At 70.1% G+C, this 19564-nt stretch carries 15 protein-coding genes and 1 pseudogene; 11 read left to right on the plus strand and 5 right to left on the minus strand.

Translation table 11 applies throughout. From position 1 onward, the window contains the following. Positions 1 to 177 precede the first annotated feature (177 nt). The gene (locus AB0412_RS11105; protein WP_366402240.1) at positions 178 to 942 is read right to left on the minus strand and encodes a restriction endonuclease; all 765 of its coding nucleotides are present in this window, start codon (positions 940 to 942) and stop codon (positions 178 to 180) included. 111 nt (positions 943 to 1053) lie between these two features. Next, a complete protein-coding gene (locus AB0412_RS11110; RefSeq protein WP_366402241.1) occupies positions 1054 to 1539 on the minus strand; it encodes a hypothetical protein in 486 nt (161 codons plus the stop codon). Between the two features lie 617 nt (positions 1540 to 2156). Here AB0412_RS11110 and AB0412_RS11115 point away from each other — a divergent pair. The 6 genes from AB0412_RS11115 to AB0412_RS11140 all read left to right on the plus strand — a co-directional run bounded on the left by AB0412_RS11115 (position 2157) and on the right by AB0412_RS11140 (position 8686). Continuing rightward, positions 2157 to 3821 (plus strand): BCCT family transporter, encoded by a 1665-nt coding sequence (locus tag AB0412_RS11115; protein ID WP_366402242.1) that lies wholly within the window; start codon positions 2157 to 2159, stop codon positions 3819 to 3821. Positions 3822 to 4036: 215 nt separating this feature from the next. Beyond that, the gene (locus AB0412_RS11120) at positions 4037 to 5122 is read left to right on the plus strand and encodes an S-(hydroxymethyl)mycothiol dehydrogenase (RefSeq protein WP_366402243.1); all 1086 of its coding nucleotides are present in this window, start codon (positions 4037 to 4039) and stop codon (positions 5120 to 5122) included. After that, complete coding sequence (locus AB0412_RS11125; protein ID WP_366402244.1) at positions 5119 to 5751, plus strand: MBL fold metallo-hydrolase; 633 nt, start codon at positions 5119 to 5121, stop codon at positions 5749 to 5751. Before AB0412_RS11120 ends, AB0412_RS11125 begins: the two co-directional genes overlap by 4 nt. A 216-nt stretch (positions 5752 to 5967) precedes the next feature. Continuing rightward, positions 5968 to 6330 carry a bifunctional 3-phenylpropionate/cinnamic acid dioxygenase ferredoxin subunit gene (locus tag AB0412_RS11130; protein WP_366402245.1) on the plus strand — a complete coding sequence of 121 codons (363 nt, stop codon included), beginning with the start codon at positions 5968 to 5970 and terminating at the stop codon, positions 6328 to 6330. Continuing rightward, positions 6327 to 7490 (plus strand): FAD-dependent oxidoreductase, encoded by a 1164-nt coding sequence (locus tag AB0412_RS11135; RefSeq protein WP_366402246.1) that lies wholly within the window; start codon positions 6327 to 6329, stop codon positions 7488 to 7490. Before AB0412_RS11130 ends, AB0412_RS11135 begins: the two co-directional genes overlap by 4 nt. Before the next feature lie 65 nt (positions 7491 to 7555). Next, positions 7556 to 8686 carry an aromatic ring-hydroxylating dioxygenase subunit alpha gene (locus AB0412_RS11140; protein WP_366402247.1) on the plus strand — a complete coding sequence of 377 codons (1131 nt, stop codon included), beginning with the start codon at positions 7556 to 7558 and terminating at the stop codon, positions 8684 to 8686. A 1-nt stretch (position 8687) separates the two neighbouring features. On the opposite strand, the gene AB0412_RS11145 is transcribed toward AB0412_RS11140, so the two are convergent. Next, complete coding sequence (locus AB0412_RS11145) at positions 8688 to 9485, minus strand: IclR family transcriptional regulator (RefSeq protein ID WP_366402248.1); 798 nt, start codon at positions 9483 to 9485, stop codon at positions 8688 to 8690. 508 nt (positions 9486 to 9993) lie between these two features. On the opposite strand from AB0412_RS11145, the gene AB0412_RS11150 reads away from it, so the two are divergent. The 5 genes and pseudogenes from AB0412_RS11150 (at position 9994) to AB0412_RS11170 (ending at position 18473) form a co-directional block, all read left to right on the plus strand. Then, on the plus strand, positions 9994 to 12432 hold the full coding sequence (locus tag AB0412_RS11150) for an FAD-dependent oxidoreductase (RefSeq protein ID WP_366402249.1): 2439 nt from the start codon (positions 9994 to 9996) through the stop codon (positions 12430 to 12432). Between the two features lie 31 nt (positions 12433 to 12463). Continuing rightward, positions 12464 to 13323: pseudogene (locus tag AB0412_RS11155) on the plus strand (bifunctional methylenetetrahydrofolate dehydrogenase/methenyltetrahydrofolate cyclohydrolase). Positions 13324 to 13393: 70 nt separating this feature from the next. Then, positions 13394 to 14626 (plus strand): sarcosine oxidase subunit beta family protein, encoded by a 1233-nt coding sequence (locus AB0412_RS11160; protein WP_366402250.1) that lies wholly within the window; start codon positions 13394 to 13396, stop codon positions 14624 to 14626. Between the two features lie 12 nt (positions 14627 to 14638). Beyond that, positions 14639 to 17878 carry a sarcosine oxidase subunit alpha family protein gene (locus AB0412_RS11165; RefSeq protein ID WP_366402251.1) on the plus strand — a complete coding sequence of 1080 codons (3240 nt, stop codon included), beginning with the start codon at positions 14639 to 14641 and terminating at the stop codon, positions 17876 to 17878. Next, positions 17871 to 18473 (plus strand): sarcosine oxidase subunit gamma family protein, encoded by a 603-nt coding sequence (locus tag AB0412_RS11170; protein ID WP_366402252.1) that lies wholly within the window; start codon positions 17871 to 17873, stop codon positions 18471 to 18473. Before AB0412_RS11165 ends, AB0412_RS11170 begins: the two co-directional genes overlap by 8 nt. A 138-nt stretch (positions 18474 to 18611) precedes the next feature. Here AB0412_RS11170 and AB0412_RS11175 read toward each other — a convergent pair whose 3' ends face one another. Both AB0412_RS11175 and AB0412_RS11180 read right to left on the minus strand, forming a co-directional pair. Next, complete coding sequence (locus tag AB0412_RS11175; protein WP_366402253.1) at positions 18612 to 18776, minus strand: hypothetical protein; 165 nt, start codon at positions 18774 to 18776, stop codon at positions 18612 to 18614. Positions 18777 to 18781: 5 nt separating this feature from the next. Then, positions 18782 to 19186: a tyrosine-type recombinase/integrase gene (locus AB0412_RS11180; RefSeq protein WP_366402254.1), complete on the minus strand. Its 405-nt coding sequence runs from the start codon at positions 19184 to 19186 to the stop codon at positions 18782 to 18784. Between the last annotated feature and the right edge of the window lie 378 nt (positions 19187 to 19564).

A 19564-nucleotide genomic window follows, 5' to 3' on the forward strand; every position in this document is an offset into this window, starting at 1 on the left:
CGCCCAGGGTCCGGCGACGGAGCGCGTGTGCAGGTGAGGGGGGCAGGGCCGCGACCCGTCCATGCCGAGGACGCCGACGAGTTGTCCCGCCCCGGCTCGTGGCCGTGCGACCGGCATGCGCCCGCTACGAAGCCCCCGGGCAAGGGCCCGGGGCTGCTGCTCGACTCGCTGCACGACTCACGACTCGGCACGCACCGTTCCCCGTCCGGCCGCCGGACCTTCTGCGGCCGTCTCCCAGGGCCGGGGACCGGTGCCGTCGGTCCATGCCTGGAGGAATCCCCGGTCCGCGCACACGATCCCGCACTGCTCGGCGTACTCCACCGCCGGAGAGGTGAAGTCGCTCGTGGTGACCAGCACGGCCACATCGGCCTCGTGGACGGTGAAACACGTGCCGCCGAAACGCTGGAGATCCTGGGAGCCGACCCGATGGGAGTCGCCGTAACGCTTGCACTGGATGACGACTCGCCGCCCGTCGCCGGTTGTGGCCACCACATCGGCGCCCAGATCGCCGGATCCTCCGACGACGGCGACGTCGGAGCAGCCGTCGCGTTCGCAGAGGCCGGCGATCGCCTGCTCGAACTCCTCCGGCGTCAGGTCGTCGTAGTCGACAGCGGCTTCGGCGACCGTGCGCTGAGGCGGAATCGCGACGGCCTCCAGTTCGCCGGCCGCCTCTCGTGCCGCCTCGTCGAGCGCTGCCGCGGCCCGGCGGGCGGCCCTCGCCACACGCAACCGGCGCCGCAGCCCCACCAGAGCCGCCACGCCCACGACGACCAGGGCGAACACCCAGGCGGGACGCCGCTCGACGGTGCCCGCCACCATGCGCACCGCGAAACCAAGAACGCTCACCACCACGGCGAGGAAGACGAAGAACAGGGCGGTCGAGCGCAGGTCGAACCCGTGCGGCCGGTTTGCAGGCGACTTACCAAACCCAGGCGCGGTCACGAAATGCCCCTCCTCTTGAGACCGGTTGAAGATCACTTCCACCGTCTTCCCAAGATCAGGATCTTCATCGTCCCGCCGCACCGCCGGACTTGGCTGGAGGCCGTCCTGACCCTACGATCCGGAGCGCAGTCCCAGAGCGCTGTGCTCCACCACGCCCTCGGGAAGATCGCTCTTCCCTGAGGCCCCGGCAGTCAGCTCAACGAGCCCGGCCCTCAGTTCGGCGGCGGGCTCGCCCAGGACGATCGCACTGATGACCAGCTCCATCATCAGGCAGTGATACGCGTCGCCCATGTTCCGAAGACGCTTCCCATCGGCCTCGACCACAGCAGAGGCAATCCTCCACCCACGACCGGCCACGGGGACGAAGGACACCTCATAGATGCCGCGCCCCGTCCAACTCCGGTGCATGAGAAGAACATCGCCTTCGACGAAGACGTTCCACTTCTCATCCATGCCCCGGGCCCGGTATCCGCGCCGGATCCGGTCCCACTCCTCGTCACTCCAGACCCGATCCGGCAACTGGACCACCGGCCGGGGCGTGCTGATCGGGTGAAGGCGCCGGAACGATTCTCGGGTGAGCGGGGCATCAGCAGACATGCCGCGATCTTACGGAAGCGCCACCCCGACAGGCCGACGGATTCCAGGGGCGGGAGGAACTCGAGCGGCTCAACACGGTCCGAGCGGGGCAGGGAATGGAGGACGACGAGCGGCGTCCTCAGGCAACGGACCGGGGCTGAGTATTTCGGTCGATGGTGCCGCCGTTTCCCCTCAACTGGTCCCGCCGGCACGCACGGCCGCCCGGCTGCACCTGTTGAATGCGGCCCCGGGTGCCGTCGCAGACCCGCGCGGCCGTCCGTGCCGACGCGGGGGTTGCGGTCGGGCAACTCTGAACCTCCGACCCCTTGACAGCCCTCCCCGGCGCCCAGATGGTTGTTGCCCATAGTGAATAAGGATGCATTATTCGCAACGACGCACCCTGGTGGCCACCCCGCCTCACCTTCTCTCGTCGTCAGCCCATCCGCTCCGGCTTACCCGTCGGTAAGGCGGCATCACCGACGAGTTCCCCCGTCGTCGTCCGCGACAAAGACTCCACTGCCCTCTGTGGAAAGGCCGAGTTGATGAACAACACCCGCGAAAGGGACGGGAGTCGTAGCCATCCCGTCGAAGCGGATCTGCCAGGAAGCCCTGCGGCGTCCGCCCGCCCACGGACCGACATGATCGTCTTCGGCGTCGCTGCCGCCATCACCGTCGCCTTCGTCGTGTGGGGAGCCGCTGCCACCGACTCGTTGGAGAGCGTGTCCGGGGACCTGCTGGACGGGACCATCCGCAACGGCGGCTGGGCCTTCGTCCTCGCCGCCTCGGGCTTCGTGGTCTTCGCCCTCTGGCTGGCGGTCAGCCGTTACGGGCGGATCACCCTGGGGAAGGAGGGTGAGCAGCCCGAGTTCCGCACGGTCTCCTGGATCGCCATGATGTTCAGCGCGGGCATGGGCATCGGCCTGATGTTCTGGGGTGTGAGCGAACCGCTGTCCCACTTCGTCACGCCGCCGCCGGGCACCGACCCGGTCGATGCCAACCAGGCCATGGAGACCGCCATGGCCACGACTCTCTTCCACTGGACGCTCCACCCGTGGGCGATGTACGCGGTCGTGGGTCTGGCGATCGCCTACAGCACCTTCCGGCGCGGCCGCCGACAGCTGATCAGCGCCGTCTTCATCCCGCTCATCGGCGAGAAGCGGGCGAACGGCTGGGGTGGCCGGGTCATCGACATCCTCGCCATCTTCGCCACTCTCTTCGGCTCCGCGGCCTCCCTGGGACTCGGCGCCCTGCAGATCGGCAGCGGCTTCACCGAACTGGGCTGGCTGGCATCCGTCGGCACCGGCCTGCTGGTCGCCGTGATCGCGGTGCTGACCGTGGCGTTCGTCGCCTCGGCGGTGTCCGGGATCGCCAAGGGCATCCAGTGGCTGTCCAACATCAACATGGTGCTCGCGGTGTCGCTGGCGGTCTTCGTGTTCCTCGTTGGCCCGAGCATCTTCATCCTCGACCTCCTGCCCACCTCGGTGGGCGCCTTCCTCGGCGACCTCGCCCAGATGGCCGGGCGTACCGAGGCGTCGAGCGGTGAGGGTGTCGCCGACTGGCTGGCCGGCTGGACGGTCTTCTACTGGGCGTGGTGGATCTCCTGGACGCCCTTCGTCGGCATGTTCATCGCGCGCATCAGCCGTGGCCGGACCATCCGGCAGTTCGTCGGCGGGGTCATCCTGGTCCCCAGCACGGTCAGCCTCCTGTGGTTCGCCGTCTTCGGCGGCTCCGCGATGCACCTGCAGGACGAGAAGCGCCTCAACGAGGCGTCGACCGCTCAGGGTCAGCTCTTCGACGTGCTCCAGCAGTACCCGGTCGCCTCGGTCACGAGCGTGGTCGTGATGATCCTCGTCGGCATCTTCTTCGTCTCCGGCGCCGACGCCGCCTCGATCGTGATGGGTACGCTCTCGCAGCGCGGATCCCTGGAACCGACCCGGGGCGTGGTCATCCTCTGGGGCGTGCTGACCGGCGCGGTCGCCGCGATCATGCTGGTCATCGGCGGCGGCAAGGGTGACGCGCTCACCGGACTGCAGAACCTCACCATCCTGGCGGCGGCCCCCTTCGCCGTGGTGATGGTCGGCCTGTGTATCGCACTCACCCGCGATCTGCGCCAGGACCCGCTCATCATCCGCGGGCGCATCGGCAAGGAGGCCATCGAAACGGCCGTCATCGCCGGCCATGAGAAGTACGACGGCGACTTCGAGCTGCGCATCGGCCCCGTCGCGTGCAACGACGGCCCTGAGGAACCGCAGGCCCAGGAGGCCGCGCAACCGACGCAGTCTCCCTCCCCCTCCGCCCGCTGAGGCCGGAGGGCCCTCGCCCGGCGGGGCCGTTGCACCGACATTCGTCGGCCACGGCCCCGCCGGGCGTTTTCGCTGCTCCGACCACGCTTCCGCCCGGCTGAGGGAACCTCGTCGCGCTCCTTGACCCCCGGTCGGCGCTCAATCATGCTTGTTGCGGCACGTGGAATGTGTGCCGTAATGAGCAACATCGGTCTCGAACCATCCGAGGAGTGGCCATGACGCACCAGGTCCGTGCTGTCGTCGCGCAGGGCAAGGGCGCCCCCGTCAGCCTGGAGACGATCATCGTGCCTGACCCGGGTCCGGGTGAGGCGCTGGTGAAGATCGAGGCCTGCGGGGTCTGCCACACCGATCTGCACTATCGCGAGGGCGGCATCAACGACGACTTCCCCTTCCTCCTGGGCCATGAGGCCGCGGGCATCGTGGAGTCGGTGGGGGAGGGGGTCACCGATGTGGCTCCCGGCGACTTCGTGATCCTCAACTGGCGTGCGGTGTGCGGCCAGTGCCGTGCCTGCCGACGCGGGGAGCCGTGGTACTGCTTCGACACCCACAACGCCAAGCAGAAGATGACCCTGCTGGACGGCACCGAACTGTCGCCGGCCCTGGGCATCGGTGCCTTCGCCGAGAAGACGCTGGTCGCGGCCGGGCAGTGCACCAAGATCGACCCGACCGCTTCCGCGGCCGCCGCCGGTCTGCTCGGCTGCGGTGTGATGGCCGGCATCGGCGCGGCCATCAACACCGGCAACGTCGGCCGGGGCGACTCGGTCGCCGTCATCGGCTGCGGCGGCGTCGGAGCCGCGGCGATCGCCGGGGCGAACCTGGCGGGCGCTTCGAAGATCATCGCGGTCGACATCGACGACCGCAAACTGGAGACGGCCACGAAACTGGGCGCGACCCACACCGTCAACTCCAAGCAGTCCGACGCGGTCGAGGCGATCCGCGAGCTGACCGGCGGCCACGGCGCCGACGTGGTCATCGAGGCGGTCGGCCGCCCGGAGACGTACAAGCAGGCCTTCTACGCCCGCGACCTCGCCGGCACCGTCGTCCTCGTCGGCGTCCCCACCCCGGAGATGAAGCTCGAACTGCCGCTGCTGGATGTCTTCGGCCGCGGCGGGGCGCTGAAGTCCTCCTGGTACGGCGACTGCCTGCCGAGCCGCGACTTCCCGATGCTCATCGACCTCTACCTCCAGGGCCGGCTGGACCTGGACGCCTTCGTCACGGAGACCATCGCGCTGGACGAGGTCGAGAAGGCCTTCGAGCGGATGCACCACGGCGACGTGCTGCGCTCGGTGGTGGTCCTGTGACGGCCGCCCGCATCGAACACCTCGTCACCTCGGGGACGTTCTCTCTCGACGGCGGTACCTGGGACGTCGACAACAACGTGTGGATCGTCGGCGACGACACCGAGGCGATCGTCATCGACGCCGCCCACGACGCCGACGCCATCGCCCGGGCGGTCGGCGACCGGCGCCTCACCGCGATCGTGTGCACGCACGCCCACAACGACCACATCGACGCCGCGCCCGAACTCGCGGCGCGCACGGGGGCCCCGGTCCTCCTCCATCCGGATGACCTGCCGCTGTGGAAGCAGACCCACCCCGACCGGGCGCCGGACGCCGAACTGGCCGACGGCCAGGTGCTTTCGGTGGCCGGCGCCGATCTGACCGTGCTGCACACGCCCGGCCACGCCCCTGGGGCGATCTGCCTGTACGCACCGGCCCTCGCGGCGCTCTTCAGCGGCGACACGCTGTTCGCCGGCGGGCCGGGAGCCACAGGACGGTCGTACAGCCACTTCCCGACCATCGTCGAGTCCATCCGGGACCGGCTGCTGACGCTGCCCGCGGAGACCGTCGTGCACACCGGACACGGAGACACGACGACCGTCGGCGCCGAGGCCCCGCACCTTCAGGAGTGGATCGACCGAGGCTTCTGACGCCCGTAGGCGACCCTCGCACGCCCGCCGTATCGGCTCGCGATCACCACGAGCCGATACGGCGGGCTGCTGTTGTTCTATGTGAAGTGCGTTCTGTGTCGCGCAACGAAATGAGCAGTCTTGCGCGGCTTCCGAGTGCCTTGACAAGGGTTCTGGGCGACCTCAGACTGAGGTTGCGCCTGCCGCAATCCGTTTCGCTATATGCACCGAGGTGTCATGATGATTCCCGCGTGCCGACTCGCGGATCTCCCGCGAGGTGAGGCCCACCGGCTCGACATCGATCCGCCGGTCTCGGTGTTCCACACCGACGATGGCGAACTCTTCGCCATCGACGACACCTGCACCCATCAGGACGCGTCGCTCGCCGACGGCTGGCTGGAGGGCTGCGAGGTCGAATGCCCGCTGCATGCTTCGAAGTTCGACCTGAGGACCGGTGCGGTCGACGCCCCGCCGGCCAAGCTCCCGGTCCGGACGCACGAGGTCGTCGTCGAGGACGGCATGATCTACGTCCGTCTGTCCACCGAGGTGCCCAACCTGCCGCCCTGCATCTCGGCCCGGCTCGCCGGAGGCCCCGCGTGAGGACGGTCGCCGTGGTCGGCGCCTCGCTGGCCGGACTGTCGGCGGCACGCTCACTGCGCAAGCAGGGCTACGACGGCCGGCTCGTCGTCATCGGCGACGAACTCCACCGGCCGTACGACCGGCCCCCGCTGTCCAAGGAGTTCCTGGCCGGCACCCTCGGCGAAGCCGACCTCGCGCTGGAGACGGACGACGAGGACCTGGCGGCGGAATGGCTGCTCGGCGTCCGCGCCACCGGACTCGACCACGCGCGGCGGGTCGTCCGGCTCGACGACGGAAGGGAGGTGCAGGCCGACGGAGTCGTCATCGCGACGGGCGCCTCGGCCCGCACGCTGCCCGGCTCCGAGGGGCTTGCGGGAGTGCACACCCTGCGCACCCTGGACGACGCCCGCGCCCTGCGGGACGAACTGGCCCACGGCGGACGGCTGGTGGTGCTCGGGGGAGGCTTCATCGGAGCCGAGGTCACCTCCACCGCGCACGCCCTCGGCCTCGACGTGACCCTCGTCGAGGCCGCCCCGACACCGCTCGCCGGACCGCTCGGCGCGACCATGGGCGCCATCGTCTCCGCCCTCCATGCCGACCACGGCGTACGCCTGGAGTGCGGCGTGGGCGTCAAGGGGCTGAGCGGGGGCACCCGGGTCGACGCCGTCCTGCTGGAGGACGGACGCAGCATCCCCGCCGACATCGTGGTGGTCGGTGTGGGCGCCCGCCCGAACGTCGAGTGGCTGGAGGGTTCCGGCATCGCTCTCGACAACGGCGTCAAGTGCGGCGCCGACGGCCGTACCGGCCTGGCCGGCGTGGTCGCGGTCGGCGACTGTGCCAACTGGTACGACCCCCGCGCGGGCCTGCATCGCCGCGTCGAGCACTGGACGGGCGCGCTCGAGCGCCCCGACGCCGCGATCGTCACGCTGCTGGCGGGCGGTGCGGTGGAACCGGGTGTGCCCCGGCCGCCCTACTTCTGGTCCGACCAGTACGGCGTGAAGATCCAGTTCGCCGGTCACGCGGCAGCCGCCGACAGCGTGACCATCGAGGCGGGAGCCGCGGAGGACCGCGACGTCCTCGCCGTCTACCGGCGCGCCGGAGACCCGGTCGCCGTACTCGGGATGAACCAGCCGCGCCTGTTCATGCGCCGGCGCAAGCAGCTCGCCGCCACCGCGTCCTGACGTCGGGAGCCGCTCTTCCCGGCGCGTGAATGATCCCTCCACGACGTTCTCCCGAGGAGTGCACCGTGACCTCGACCAGCCTGCCGGACAGTCTGATCGCCACCCTTCCCGGCTCCTCCTACACGGACCCGGGGGTCTTCGCCCAGGAGCAGGAGCGCATCTTCGAGACCATGTGGTTCTGCGTCGCGCGCGCCTCCGACCTGGCGAAACCCGGTGCCTTCCGCACCGTCGACGTGGGCCGCGAGAGCATCCTCGCCACCCGGGCCCGCGACAACAGCGTCCGCGCCTACTTCAACGTCTGCCGGCACCGCGGCGCCACGCTGTGCACCGAGGAGTCCGGCGAGGTCAAGCGGGCCTTCCAGTGCCCGTACCACGCCTGGACGTACGGCCTGGACGGCAAGCTCGTCGCCGCGCCCAACCTCACCAAGATGCCCGACATCGGACGCACCGAGTACGGGCTGGTGAATGTGGCCGTGCGCGAATGGCTCGGCTATGTGTGGGTCTGCCTGGCGGAGCACCCGCCCTCGTTCGAGGAGGAGGTCATCGGCGCGGTCGTCGAGCGCCTCGGCGACGTCGGGTCGATCGAGCGCTACGGCATCGAGAACCTTCAGGTGGGCCGTCGTATCACCTACGACGTGAAGGCCAACTGGAAGCTCATCATCGAGAACTTCATGGAGTGCTACCACTGCGCGACCATCCATCCCGAACTCACCGAAGTGCTGCCGGAGTTCGCGGACGGGTACGCCGCCCAGTACTACGTGGGGCACGGCGCGGAGTTCGGTGAGGACGTCCAGGGCTTCACCGTCGACGGCTCCGAGGGGCTGGACCGCATCCCGGGGGTCGCCGAGGAGCAGGACCGCCGCTACTACGCGATCACCGTCCGGCCCCAGGTCTTCATCAACCTCGTCCCCGACCACGTGATCTTCCACCGGATGTATCCGATGGCCGCGGACCGCACGGTCGTGGAGTGCGACTGGCTGTACCTGCCGCACGTCGTCGAGAGCGGCAAGGACGTCAGTCGGTCCGTGGAACTCTTCCACCGGGTCAACCAGCAGGACTTCGACGCCTGCGAGCGCACGCAGCCCGGAATGAGGTCCCGTATATACGCCAAGGGCGGCGTGCTGGTGCCCAGCGAGCACCACATCGGCGCATTCCACGACTGGGTGAACGAACGCCTCGGCACCCCGCAGGGATGACTCAGCCCAGATAGCCCATCCGGTGGCTGATCTCGTCGGCACCCTTGATCAGGATGGAGGACAGCTCGTGCATGCGTTCCTCGGTCAACCGGTATCCGGGCCCCGAGGCGCTGAGCGCCGCGATGACCTGGCCGTCCCGGTTGCGCACCGGGGCTGCCATCGCGTGCAGACCGACCTCCAGTTCCTCCAGGGTGATGGAGTAGCCCCGCTCCCGCGCCTCGGCGAGGTTCTTCTCCAGCTTCGTCTTCGCGCTGATGGTGCGCGCAGTGACCTTCTTCATGCCGGCAGAGGCAAGCAGCGCGGCACGCTCCTTGGCAGGGAGGTACGCCAGCAGGATCTTGCCACTGGAGGTGGCGTGCAGCGGCGTCAGCTGGCCGACCCAGTTGTGCGCGGTGATCGCCCCCGGGCCGCGTACCTGGTAGAGGTTGATCGCGTAGTGCTCCTGCATCACGGCGATGTTGACCGTCTCGCCGAGTTCCTCCGCGAGACGCTCGCAGATCGGGCGGCCCTGCTGGGTGATGTCGATACGGTCCGTGACCGCGCCGGCCAGGCGGACGATACCGAAGCCGAGCCGGTACTTGCCGCGCTCGCCGGACTGTTCCACCAGACCGCGCGCCTCCAGTGCGCCGAGCAGCCGGAAGGCGGTGGACTTGTGCACCTCGATCTCTCCCGCCACCTCGCTGACACCCGCCTCGCCACGCTGAGCGAGGATCTCCAGTACGCTGATGGCGCGGTCGACCGACTGCACACCGCCGGTGTGCGAGCTTGACGTTTCCGTGTCAGGGCTATGGTTGCTCATAGTGAAACTATACTCGCATTAAACAACGGCCGCTCGACCCGTTGAGGTCCCTGTTCACAGATTCTCTGTGGTGGCCGGTCGCCGCCGGACGGGCGCGGCGCGCTCGGGGCCGGATGTCGCGGCTGGACCTGGATACGGCGCAGGTCGCGCCGCTGTTCGACTCCCTTATGCCGTCCCTCGCGAGACGCTTGAACGGCGATCGTCGCCGCCGGCGTCCACGCGGCATCTGTTGCCATGAAGGTCATCGCGGTCGGTAACGGAGCGCGACCGCCGTGCCCGGCCAGGGCACACCGGGGCATCGCTCACTGGGAGAACGTCGACATATAGGTCCTCCACGGATGCCCGGGGGGCGGTGCGAACGGACGCGCACCGCCCTCCGGGCGTTGCTGTTTTCCCGGCTGTTCTCCGACGTCACCGGACCCCTTGACACCCACCTGCACGGCGGGCACATTGAGTTGCGCAACCTGAATCATGTTGCGTAGAAAGCAACTCAACCGGAGGTGCGGCGATGGCGGGACCCCGAGTGGTCATCATCGGAGCAGGAGTCGTCGGCGCGGCGCTCGCGGACGAGATCTCCGCGCGAGGCTGGACCGAAGTGACCGTGGTCGACCAGGGCCCGCTCCCGGCGACCGGTGGCTCCACCTCGCACGCCCCGGGCCTGGTCTTCCAGACGAACTCCTCCAAGACCATGACGGAGCTGGCCCGTTACACCGTCGAGAAGTTCTGCTCCCTCGACGTCGGCGGCAAGCCCTGCTTCCTGCAGGTCGGCGGCCTCGAAGTGGCGACCACCCCCGAGCGCCTGGCGGAACTGCAGCGCCGCCACGGCTGGATCACCGCCTGGGGAATCGAGGCCCGGCTGCTGACCACCGACGAGTGCGTCGAGCAGCACCCCCTCGTCGACCGCGACAAGGTCCTCGGCGGCCTCCTCGTCCCGACCGACGGGCTCGCCAAGGCGGTCCTCGCCGTCGAGGCGCAGATCCGGCGGGCCACCGAGCGCGGCGTGCGCTTCCTGGCCCGCCACGAGGTGCTCGACGTCCGGCAGGCCGACGGCCAGGTGACCGGCGTCCTCACCGACCAGGGCGAGATCCCCGCCGACATCGTCGTCTGCTGTGCCGGCATCTGGGGCCCGAGGATCGCCCGCATGGTCGGCATGAACCTGCCGCTGACCCCCCTCGCCCACCAGCTCGCCTGGACCGGCCCCGTCCCGGCCCTCGCCGGCCAGACGGAGGAGGCGGTCCGCCCGATCCTGCGTCACCAGGACGCCGACCTCTACTACCGCGACCGCTTCGACGGCATCGGCATCGGCTACTACGGCCACCGCCCGATGCCCCTCTCCGCCGACGACATCCTCTCCGTGGACGAGGCCGACGCGATGCCCTCGGTCCTGAAGTTCACCGAGGAGGACTTCGAGCCTGCCTGGGCCGAGACCCAGTCCCTGCTCCCCGCGACGCAGGAGGCGAAGATCGAGGAGGGCATCAACGGCCTGTTCTCCTTCACCACCGACAACTTCCCGCTGCTCGGCGAGTCCCCGGACGTCAAGGGCTTCTGGGTCGCCGAGGCCGTGTGGGTCACCCACTCCGCGGGCGTCGGCCGGGCCATGGCCGAATGGCTGGTCGACGGCCACTGCTCGTCCTTCGACCTGCACGAGTGCGACGTCAACCGCTTCGAGCCGCACCAGCTGGCCCCGGAGTACGTCCTGACCCGCGACTGCCAGAACTTCATCGAGGTCTACGACATCCTCCACCCCCTCCAGCCCTCGGGCGACCCGCGCCCGATCCGCACCAGCCCTTTCCACACCCGCCAGCAGGAGCTGGGCGCCTTCTTCCTGGAGGCGAACGGCTGGGAGCGCCCGCAGTGGTACGAGGCCAATGCCGGCCTGGTCGAAGGCCGCAGCATCCCCACCCCCAACGACTGGGCCGCCCGGTACTGGTCGCCCATCGTCGGCGCCGAGGCACAAGTCACCCGCGAGACCGTCGCGATGTACGACATGACCGCCCTCAAGCGCCTGGAGGTGACCGGCCCCGGTGCCGCCGCCTTCCTGGAACGCCTGTGCACCGGCAAGGTCGCCAAGTCGGTCGGCTCCGTGACCTACACGCTCCTGCTGGACCACGACGGCGGGATCCGCAGCGACATCACCGTCGCACGCCTGGCCCGCGACCAATTCCAGGTCGGCGCCAACGGCAACCTGGACCTCGACTGGCTCAGCCGCCACCTCCCCGCCGACGGCACGGTCCAGGTCCGCGACATCACCCCCGGCACCTGCTGCATCGGCCTGTGGGGCCCGCTCGCCCGCCAAGCCCTCCAGCCCCTGACGGACGAGGACTTCTCCAACGACGGCCTCAAGTATTTCCGCGCCAAGCGCGCCTACATCGGCAGCGTCCCGGTGACCGCGATGCGGCTGTCGTACGTCGGTGAACTCGGCTGGGAGCTGTACACCACCGCCGACCAGGGCCAGAAGCTGTGGGACACCCTGTGGCAGGCGGCCAAGCCCCTCGGCGGGGTCATCGCCGGTCGCGGCGCCTTCAACAGCCTGCGCCTGGAGAAGGGTTACCGCTCCTTCGGCGCCGACATGACCTACGAGCACGACCCCTACGAGGCCGGCGTCGGCTTCGCGGTCAAGCTCGACAAGGACGACTTCATCGGCAAGGCGGCACTGGAGCGCCGTAAGTCCGACGTCCGGCGGAAGCTGACGTGCCTCACGATCGACGACCCGCACTCGGTCGTCCTGGGCAAGGAGCCGGTGTACGACGGCGACCGAGCGGTCGGCTACGTCACCAGCGCCGCCTACGGCTACACGATCGGCAAGGGCATCGCGTACGCATGGCTCCCGGCCGAACTGACCACCCCCGGCACACCCGTGCAGATCGGCTACTTCGACCGGCGTGTCGAAGCGGTCGTCGCCGAAGAGCCCCTGTTCGACCCCACCATGTCCCGCCTCCGTGGCTGACGTTCCGCGTCCGAGGGAAGGAACACCGCCGGTGAACGCACAGCTGCTCGACGGGAAAGCCACCGCCGCCGACATCCGCCGCGAACTCGCCGAGCGGGTGGCGAAGTCGACGGCCACGAACGGCCGCCCGCCGGGCCTCGGCACCGTCCTGGTCGGCGACGACCCGGGCAGCCGTGCCTACGTCGCCGGCAAGCACCGCGACTGCGCCCGGGTCGGCATCGCCTCCATCCGCCGGGACCTGCCCGCCGACGCCTCGCAGCAGCAGGTCGAGGAGACGATCGACGAGCTCAACGCCGACCCGGCCTGCACCGGCTACATCGTCCAGCTGCCGCTGCCGCGCCACCTGGACGCGGGCGCCGTACTGGAACGCATGGACCCGGCCAAGGACGCCGACGGACTGCACCCGGTCAACCTCGGGCGGCTCACCCTGGGAGTCGAGGCCCCGCTGCCATGCACCCCGCGCGGCATCGTCGAACTGCTCCGCCGCCACGACGTACCGCTCGCCGGAGCCCGCGTCTGCGTGATCGGCCGGGGCATCACCGTCGGACGCCCGATCGGCCTCCTCCTCACCCGCCGCTCCGAGAACGCCACCGTCACCCTGTGCCACACCGGCACCAAGGGCCTCGCCTGGACGTACGCGAGGCGGACATCGTCATCGCCGCAGCCGGCTCGCCCGGACTGGTCACCAAGGACATGCTGCGTCCCGGCGCCGCGGTCCTGGACGTCGGCATCACCCGCACCGACCAGGGCCTGGTCGGCGACATCCACCCGGACGCCGCCCAGGTCGCCGGATGGATCGCCCCCATGCCCGGCGGCGTGGGCCCCATGACCCGGGCGATGTTGCTCGCCAACGTCGTCGAGGCCGCCGAGAGGAACGCCATCGCCGTATGAACGCGCACGCCTTCATGTACCCGCAGCATCCGCACCCTGCACAAGCCCTGTCAGAAGACGGAGACGTCCGATGAGCCCCCGCACCCCCGGCGTCGACCTCCCCGACCACCCCGACTTCCTGTGGCGCAACCCCGAGCTCAAGAAGTCCTACGACGTGGTGATCGTCGGTGGCGGCGGACATGGCCTCGCCACCGCGCACTACCTCGCCAGGAACCACGGCATCACCGATGTCGCGGTGCTGGAGAAGGGCTGGCTCGCGGGCGGCAACATGGCCCGCAACACCACGATCATCCGCTCCAACTACCTGTGGGACGAGAGCGCCGGCATCTACGAGCACGCCCTCAAGCTCTGGGAGGGCCTGGCGGAGGAGCTCGACTACCCGATCCTCTTCTCCCAGCGCGGCGTGCTGAACCTGGCGCACAGCCTCCAGGACGTCCGCGACAGCGTGCGCCGCGTCGAGGCGAACCGCCTCAACGGCGTGGACGCGGAGTGGCTCGACGCGGACGGCGTCAAGGAAGTCTGCCCGATCGTCAACATCTCGCAGGACGTGCGCTACCCGGTCCTGGGCGCCACCTACCAGCCGCGCGCCGGCATCGCCAAGCACGACTACGTCGCCTGGGGCCTGGCCCGCTCGGCGGACGCGGCGGGCATCGACATCATCCAGAACTGCGAGGTCACCGGCCTCGACGTGGTCGGCGACCGCGTCGTCGGCGTCCAGACCAGCCTCGGCCCCATCGCGGCCGGCAAGGTGGCGCTCTGCTCGGCGGGCCACACCTCGGTCCTCGCCGCCATGGCGGGCATCGAACTCCCCCTCCAGAGCCACCCGTTGCAGGCCCTGGTGTCGGAGCTCCTGGAGCCGGTGCACCCCACGGTCGTGATGTCCAACGCGGTCCACGTGTACGTCAGCCAGGCGCACAAGGGCGAGTTGGTCATGGGCGCGGGCATCGACGCGTACAACTCGTACACCCAGCGCGGTGCCTTCCACGTCATCGAAGACCAGATGTCGGCGGCCCTGGAACTGTTCCCGGTCTTCGCCCGCGCCCACGTGCTGCGCACCTGGGGCGGCATCGTCGACGTCAGCCCCGACGCCTCACCGATCATCGGGCTCAGCCCCGTCGACAACCTCTACCTCAACTGCGGCTGGGGAACGGGCGGCTTCAAGGCCACCCCCGGCGTCGGCTGGGTCTACGCCCACACTATCGCCAACGACACCCCGCACGCCCTCAACGCCCCCTTCTCGCTCGACCGTTTCACCACCGGCGCGCTCGTCGACGAGCACGGCGCGGCCGCGGTGGCCCACTAGGGAGCCGAACCGATGCTGCTCATCCCCTGCCCGTGGTGCGGGCCCCGCGACGAGGCCGAATTCCACTACGGCGGCCAGGCCCACGTGCCCTACCCGGAGGACCCGGCGTCCCTCTCCGACGAGGAGTGGGCCCGCTACCTCTTCTTCCGCGACAACCCGAAGGGCCCCTTCGCCGAGCGCTGGAGCCACGCGGCTGGCTGCCGCCGCTGGTTCAACGCGGTACGGGACACGTCGACGAACGAGATCCTGGCGGTGTACCGGGCGGGAGAGGAACGCCCGGCAACTCTTGAGCCGAGGCCGGTTCTTTCAGCCCGTCCGGCGTTTGAGGACGAGGCCGTTCAGGCCGAAGCGGGGTCTGGGGGCGCAGCCCCCAGCGGGGTCGAAGGGGCGGAGCCCCTTCAGGATGGGACGGGTAGGGGCGGCGGGGGCGAGACTCAGCCGTTCCGCCACCCCACCCGCGGCCGAATCGACCGCGACACCCCCCTCACCTTCACCTTCGACGGCACCGAATACCGAGGCTTCCGCGGCGACACCCTCGCCTCGGCTCTCCTGGCCAACGGCGTCATCCAGGCCGGCACCAGCATCAAGCTCGGCCGACCCCGGGGCATCTTCTCCGCCGGCGTCGAAGAGCCCAACGCGGTCGTCCAGATCGAGAAGCCCTTCCCCGAGCCGATGCTCCCCGCCACGACCGTCGAGCTCTACGACGGCCTGGTCGCGAGCAGCCTCCCCGGCCAGGGCCGCCTCGCCACCGAACCGGACCCCGCCCGCTACGACGCCGTACACGCCCACTGCGACCTCCTGGTCGTCGGCGCCGGCCCGGCCGGCCTCGCGGCAGCGGCGGCGGCAGCGAACAGCGGCGCCCGCGTCATCCTCGCCGACGACCAGCCGGAACCCGGCGGCAGCCTCCTGGGCACGGCCGAGCACCTCGACTGGGTGCGGGAGGTGACGGAGCAGCTCGACACCGCCCCCGAGGTCCGAGTCCTGTCACGCACCACCGTGTTCGGCTATTACGACGACAACCACCTCCTCGCCGTGGAGCGCCGCACCAACCACCTCGGCGCCGACGCCCCCGAGAACGTCTCCCGCGAACGCGTATGGCGCATCCGCGCCCGACGGGTCGTCCTCGCCACCGGCGCCCACGAGCGCTCGCTGGCCTTCGCGAACAACGACCGCCCCGGCGTGATGCTGGCCTCCTCGGCCCGCACCCACCTCAACCGCCACGGCGTCCTGCCCGGCCGCCACGCGGTCGTCTTCACGACCAACGACAGCGCCTACGCGGCGGTGCTGGACCTGGCCTCGGGGGGCCTGTCCGTCGCGGCGATCGTCGACACCCGCCCCGAACCGGGGGAGTGGGCGGACCGCGCACGAGCAGCCGGCATCGAAGTCCTCCCCGGCCACGCGGTCATCAGCACGGAGGGCGAGGCCCGCCTCACCGCGGTGACCGTCGCGCCGTACGGAGAGTCCGCGGGGCGGCGGGAGTTCGCCGCCGACCTGCTGCTGGTCTCCGGTGGCTGGAACCCGGTGGCGCACCTGTTCAGCCAGTCGGGGGGCAGGCTGCGCTACGACGACACGCTGGGCTCCTTCGTCCCCGACACCTGCCGTCAGGCGGTCGAGGTCGTCGGCAGCGCGAGCGGAGTCCTCGACCCGGCCACGGTCCTGGCACAGGGCTCGGCCGCCGGTGCCCGCGCCGTCGGGGCCGAGGGCTGCACCCCCGAGGCGCCCCGCCTCCCGGAGGTGCCCGCGCCGCCGCGGCAGACGCCGCCGATGCACGTGTACGTCGTCCCGGGCGACGCGGAAGGGCCCCGTTTCGTCGACCTCCAGCGCGACGTCACCGTCGACGACCTGGCCCGCGCGACCGGCGCCGGCCTGCGCTCGGTCGAGCACACCAAGCGCTACACCACGGCCGGCACCGCCAATGACCAGGGCAAGACCTCCGGCGTCCTGGCCAGCGGTGTCGTCGCCGAACTGCTCGGCGTGGACATCTCGGCGCTCGGCACGACCACGTTCCGCCCGCCGTACACCCCGGTGTCCTTCGCCGCCCTCGCCGGCCGCGACCGGGGCGCGCTGAGCGACCCGGTGCGCACGACCGCCCTCCACGAGTGGCATGTCGCGCACGGCGCCCTGTTCGAGAACGTCGGCCAGTGGAAGCGCCCCCGGTACTACCCGCAGGACGGCGAGGACATGGAGGCCGCCGTACTGCGCGAGTGCCGGGCGGCCCGCGAGAGCGTCGGCTTCATGGACGCCTCCACCCTCGGCAAGATCGACGTCCAGGGACCGGACTCCGGCGTCTTCCTCGACCGGCTCTACACCAACATGATGAGCACCCTGAAGGTCGGCATGATCCGCTACGGCGTCATGTGCCGCCCGGACGGCATGGTCTTCGACGACGGCACGGTCATCCGCGTCGCCCCCGACCGCTTCCTGGTCACCACGACGACGGGCAACGCCGCCGCCGTGCTGGACTGGATGGAGGAGTGGCTGCAGACCGAGTGGCCCGAGCTGAAAGTCCACTGCACCTCCGTGACCGAGCAGTGGGCCACCGTTGCCCTGGTCGGTCCGAAGTCCCGCGAGGTCCTCGCCTCGCTCGCGCCCCGACTGGCCGTAGCCAACGAGGACTTCCCGTTCATGGCCTGGCGCGAGACGACGGTCGCCGGCATCGAGGCCCGGGTCTGCCGGATCAGTTTCTCCGGCGAACTCGCCTACGAGATCAACGTGTCACCGTGGCGTGCCCTCGCCCTGTGGGAGGCGGTCTACGAAGCCGGCGCCCCGTACGGCATCACCCCGTACGGCACCGAGACCATGCACGTCCTGCGCGCCGAGAAGGGCTACCCGATCATCGGCCAGGACACCGACGGCACCGTCACCCCCCAGGACCTCGGCATGAGCTGGGTGGTGTCGAAGAAGAAGCCGGACTTCATCGGCAAGCGGTCCCACGCCCGAGCCGACACCGCCCGCCCCGACCGCAAGCACCTGGTCGGCCTTCTCCCCGAGGACCCGGACACCTTTCTCCCGGAGGGCACGCATCTCGTCGCCGAGGGTGTCCTGCCGGCCCCGCCCGTCCCCATGCTGGGCCATGTCACCTCCAGCTACCGCAGCGCGGCCCTCGGCCGGACCTTCGCGCTCGCCCTGATCAAGGGCGGCCGGGACCGCATCGGCGAGCGCCTGTACGCGCCGGTGGGCGACCAGTTGGTCCCGGTGACCGTCGCAAGCCCCGTCCTCTACGACCCCGAGGGAGCCCGCCGCGATGGCTGACAACGCCCTGACCGCACCCCTGCGCAGCCCCCTGGTCCACGTCGCGGACCGCCTGGCCGCCGCGACACGTACGTCCAAGGGCGCGATCCGGCTGGCCGAACTGCCCTTCCTCGCCCAGATCAACGTGCGTCTCGACGCCAAGGGAGCGGCGGCGGAAGCCGTCGGACTCGCGCTGGACCTCCAACTGCCGCTCCAGCCCAACACCGTCGTGCGCGCGGGGGAGGTGACCGCGCTGTGGCTCGGCCCGGACGAGTGGCTGCTGGTAGGGCCGCCGGGGAGCGAGCGGGATCTGGAGAGCCGGGTCCGGGAGGCAGCGGGGGACGAGCCCGTCTCGGTCATCGACGTCTCCGCGCAGCGCACCACGCTCCTCGTGACGGGCCCCCGTGCCCACGACCTGCTGGCCCACGGCTGCCCGCTGGATCTGCATCCGCGGGCCTTCGGCCCCGGGCGCTGCGCCCAGACGACACTGGGCCGCACGCACGTGGTGCTGGTCGCCCGGGACGAACCCCGGGCCGGATTCTGGGTGCTGGTGCGCTCGTCGTTCGCCGGCTATCTGACGGACTGGCTACTCGACGCCGCGACGGAATACGTCTGATCGACCGGGCGGGGATCGTCCCGCCACCCTGTGGGAGCTCGGCCGAGGGGCTCCCACAGGTCTTTGTGCAGTGAGTCTCGTCGTACGCATCGGGGCCCGACAGGGGCCCGGAGGACGCCGCTCGGGTCACGCAGGGACCTACGCGACCTCCTGAGCCCGTTCTTGATCTTGCTTGCTGGCTTCGAGAAGCTCGCGGGTCAGGCTTTTGAATCCCGTCTCGCTCTCACCGTCGATGACGAAGCGGGCAAGGTACTGGCGCTTCCCGAGCTCGGGGAGGTGTCCGGTGACCTTGTCGGCCGACAAGATCCTCAGGCGGGCCTCCTCGCAGTGGTCTCGTACCAACTGGATGACGCGGCGGTGTACGAGACGCTGCGCGGGATCACGGACCTCATGGATTCGGCCTCGGGTCGTGACAGCTCGGGGAGGACGCTGGTGTGCGTGTCCGAGGTGATCTGGCGCGAGCTGTGCCCAAGCCGCTCCTGGACCACCTTGATGTCGCTTCTCTGGAGCAGCGACAGAGTGGCCGAGATGTGCCGGAGATCATGAAGCCGGACCGGAGGCAGGCCGGACAGCTCCACCAGGCGCTTGAAGCGGCGGCTTATCCAATCGGGGTGGAGCGGCTCGCCGTTCTCATGCGTGAAGGCCGGGTCCGACTCGCCCAGGCTCCGATGGCGGACCATTCCTCGCGCGCCTTGTTCTGCCTCGCGTGCCATTGCGTCAGCACTCGGCCGACTCCTCGCTCAGGTTCAGAGTGCGGACGCTGTCGGCCTTGGGTGTTTCGCCGTAGAGCCGGTAGGCCACCTCCACGATCTGGGCAGCCAGAGAGCGGAGAGGCTGACTTCGGGCCACGGCAGCGCGCACATCTCGCCTCGGCGAGGGCCGCAGCTGATCGAAAGCATGCGCGTCAGCGGCCACTGCGAACATGGATGAATCCCTGATCGATTGGCACTGCAACGAACCGGTCGGCTGAGGGTCGGCTGGGTCTCTTGCAACCGGCTGTTCCGGACGCTGCCGATGTTCGTGGCTGCCCCGCACCCAGGGGGCGGGGACGGTCATGTGGGCCGAGTCCGTCGCATCCACGATTGCGGGTG

Source organism: Streptomyces sp. NPDC052012, assembly GCF_040689265.1.
GTDB lineage: Bacteria > Actinomycetota > Actinomycetes > Streptomycetales > Streptomycetaceae > Streptomyces.

Coding starts and splice junctions, on each gene's coding strand:
- AB0412_RS11110 (WP_366402241.1), bottom strand. CDS start 1,539: ATGTCTGCTGATGCCCCGCTCACCCGAGAATCGTTCCGGCGCCTTCAC.
- AB0412_RS11115 (WP_366402242.1), top strand. CDS start 2,157: ATGATCGTCTTCGGCGTCGCTGCCGCCATCACCGTCGCCTTCGTCGTG.
- AB0412_RS11120 (WP_366402243.1), top strand. CDS start 4,037: ATGACGCACCAGGTCCGTGCTGTCGTCGCGCAGGGCAAGGGCGCCCCC.
- AB0412_RS11130 (WP_366402245.1), top strand. CDS start 5,968: ATGATGATTCCCGCGTGCCGACTCGCGGATCTCCCGCGAGGTGAGGCC.
- AB0412_RS11145 (WP_366402248.1), bottom strand. CDS start 9,485: ATGAGCAACCATAGCCCTGACACGGAAACGTCAAGCTCGCACACCGGC.
- AB0412_RS11150 (WP_366402249.1), top strand. CDS start 9,994: ATGGCGGGACCCCGAGTGGTCATCATCGGAGCAGGAGTCGTCGGCGCG.
- AB0412_RS11160 (WP_366402250.1), top strand. CDS start 13,394: ATGAGCCCCCGCACCCCCGGCGTCGACCTCCCCGACCACCCCGACTTC.
- AB0412_RS11165 (WP_366402251.1), top strand. CDS start 14,639: ATGCTGCTCATCCCCTGCCCGTGGTGCGGGCCCCGCGACGAGGCCGAA.
- AB0412_RS11170 (WP_366402252.1), top strand. CDS start 17,871: ATGGCTGACAACGCCCTGACCGCACCCCTGCGCAGCCCCCTGGTCCAC.
- AB0412_RS11180 (WP_366402254.1), bottom strand. CDS start 19,186: ATGGCACGCGAGGCAGAACAAGGCGCGCGAGGAATGGTCCGCCATCGG.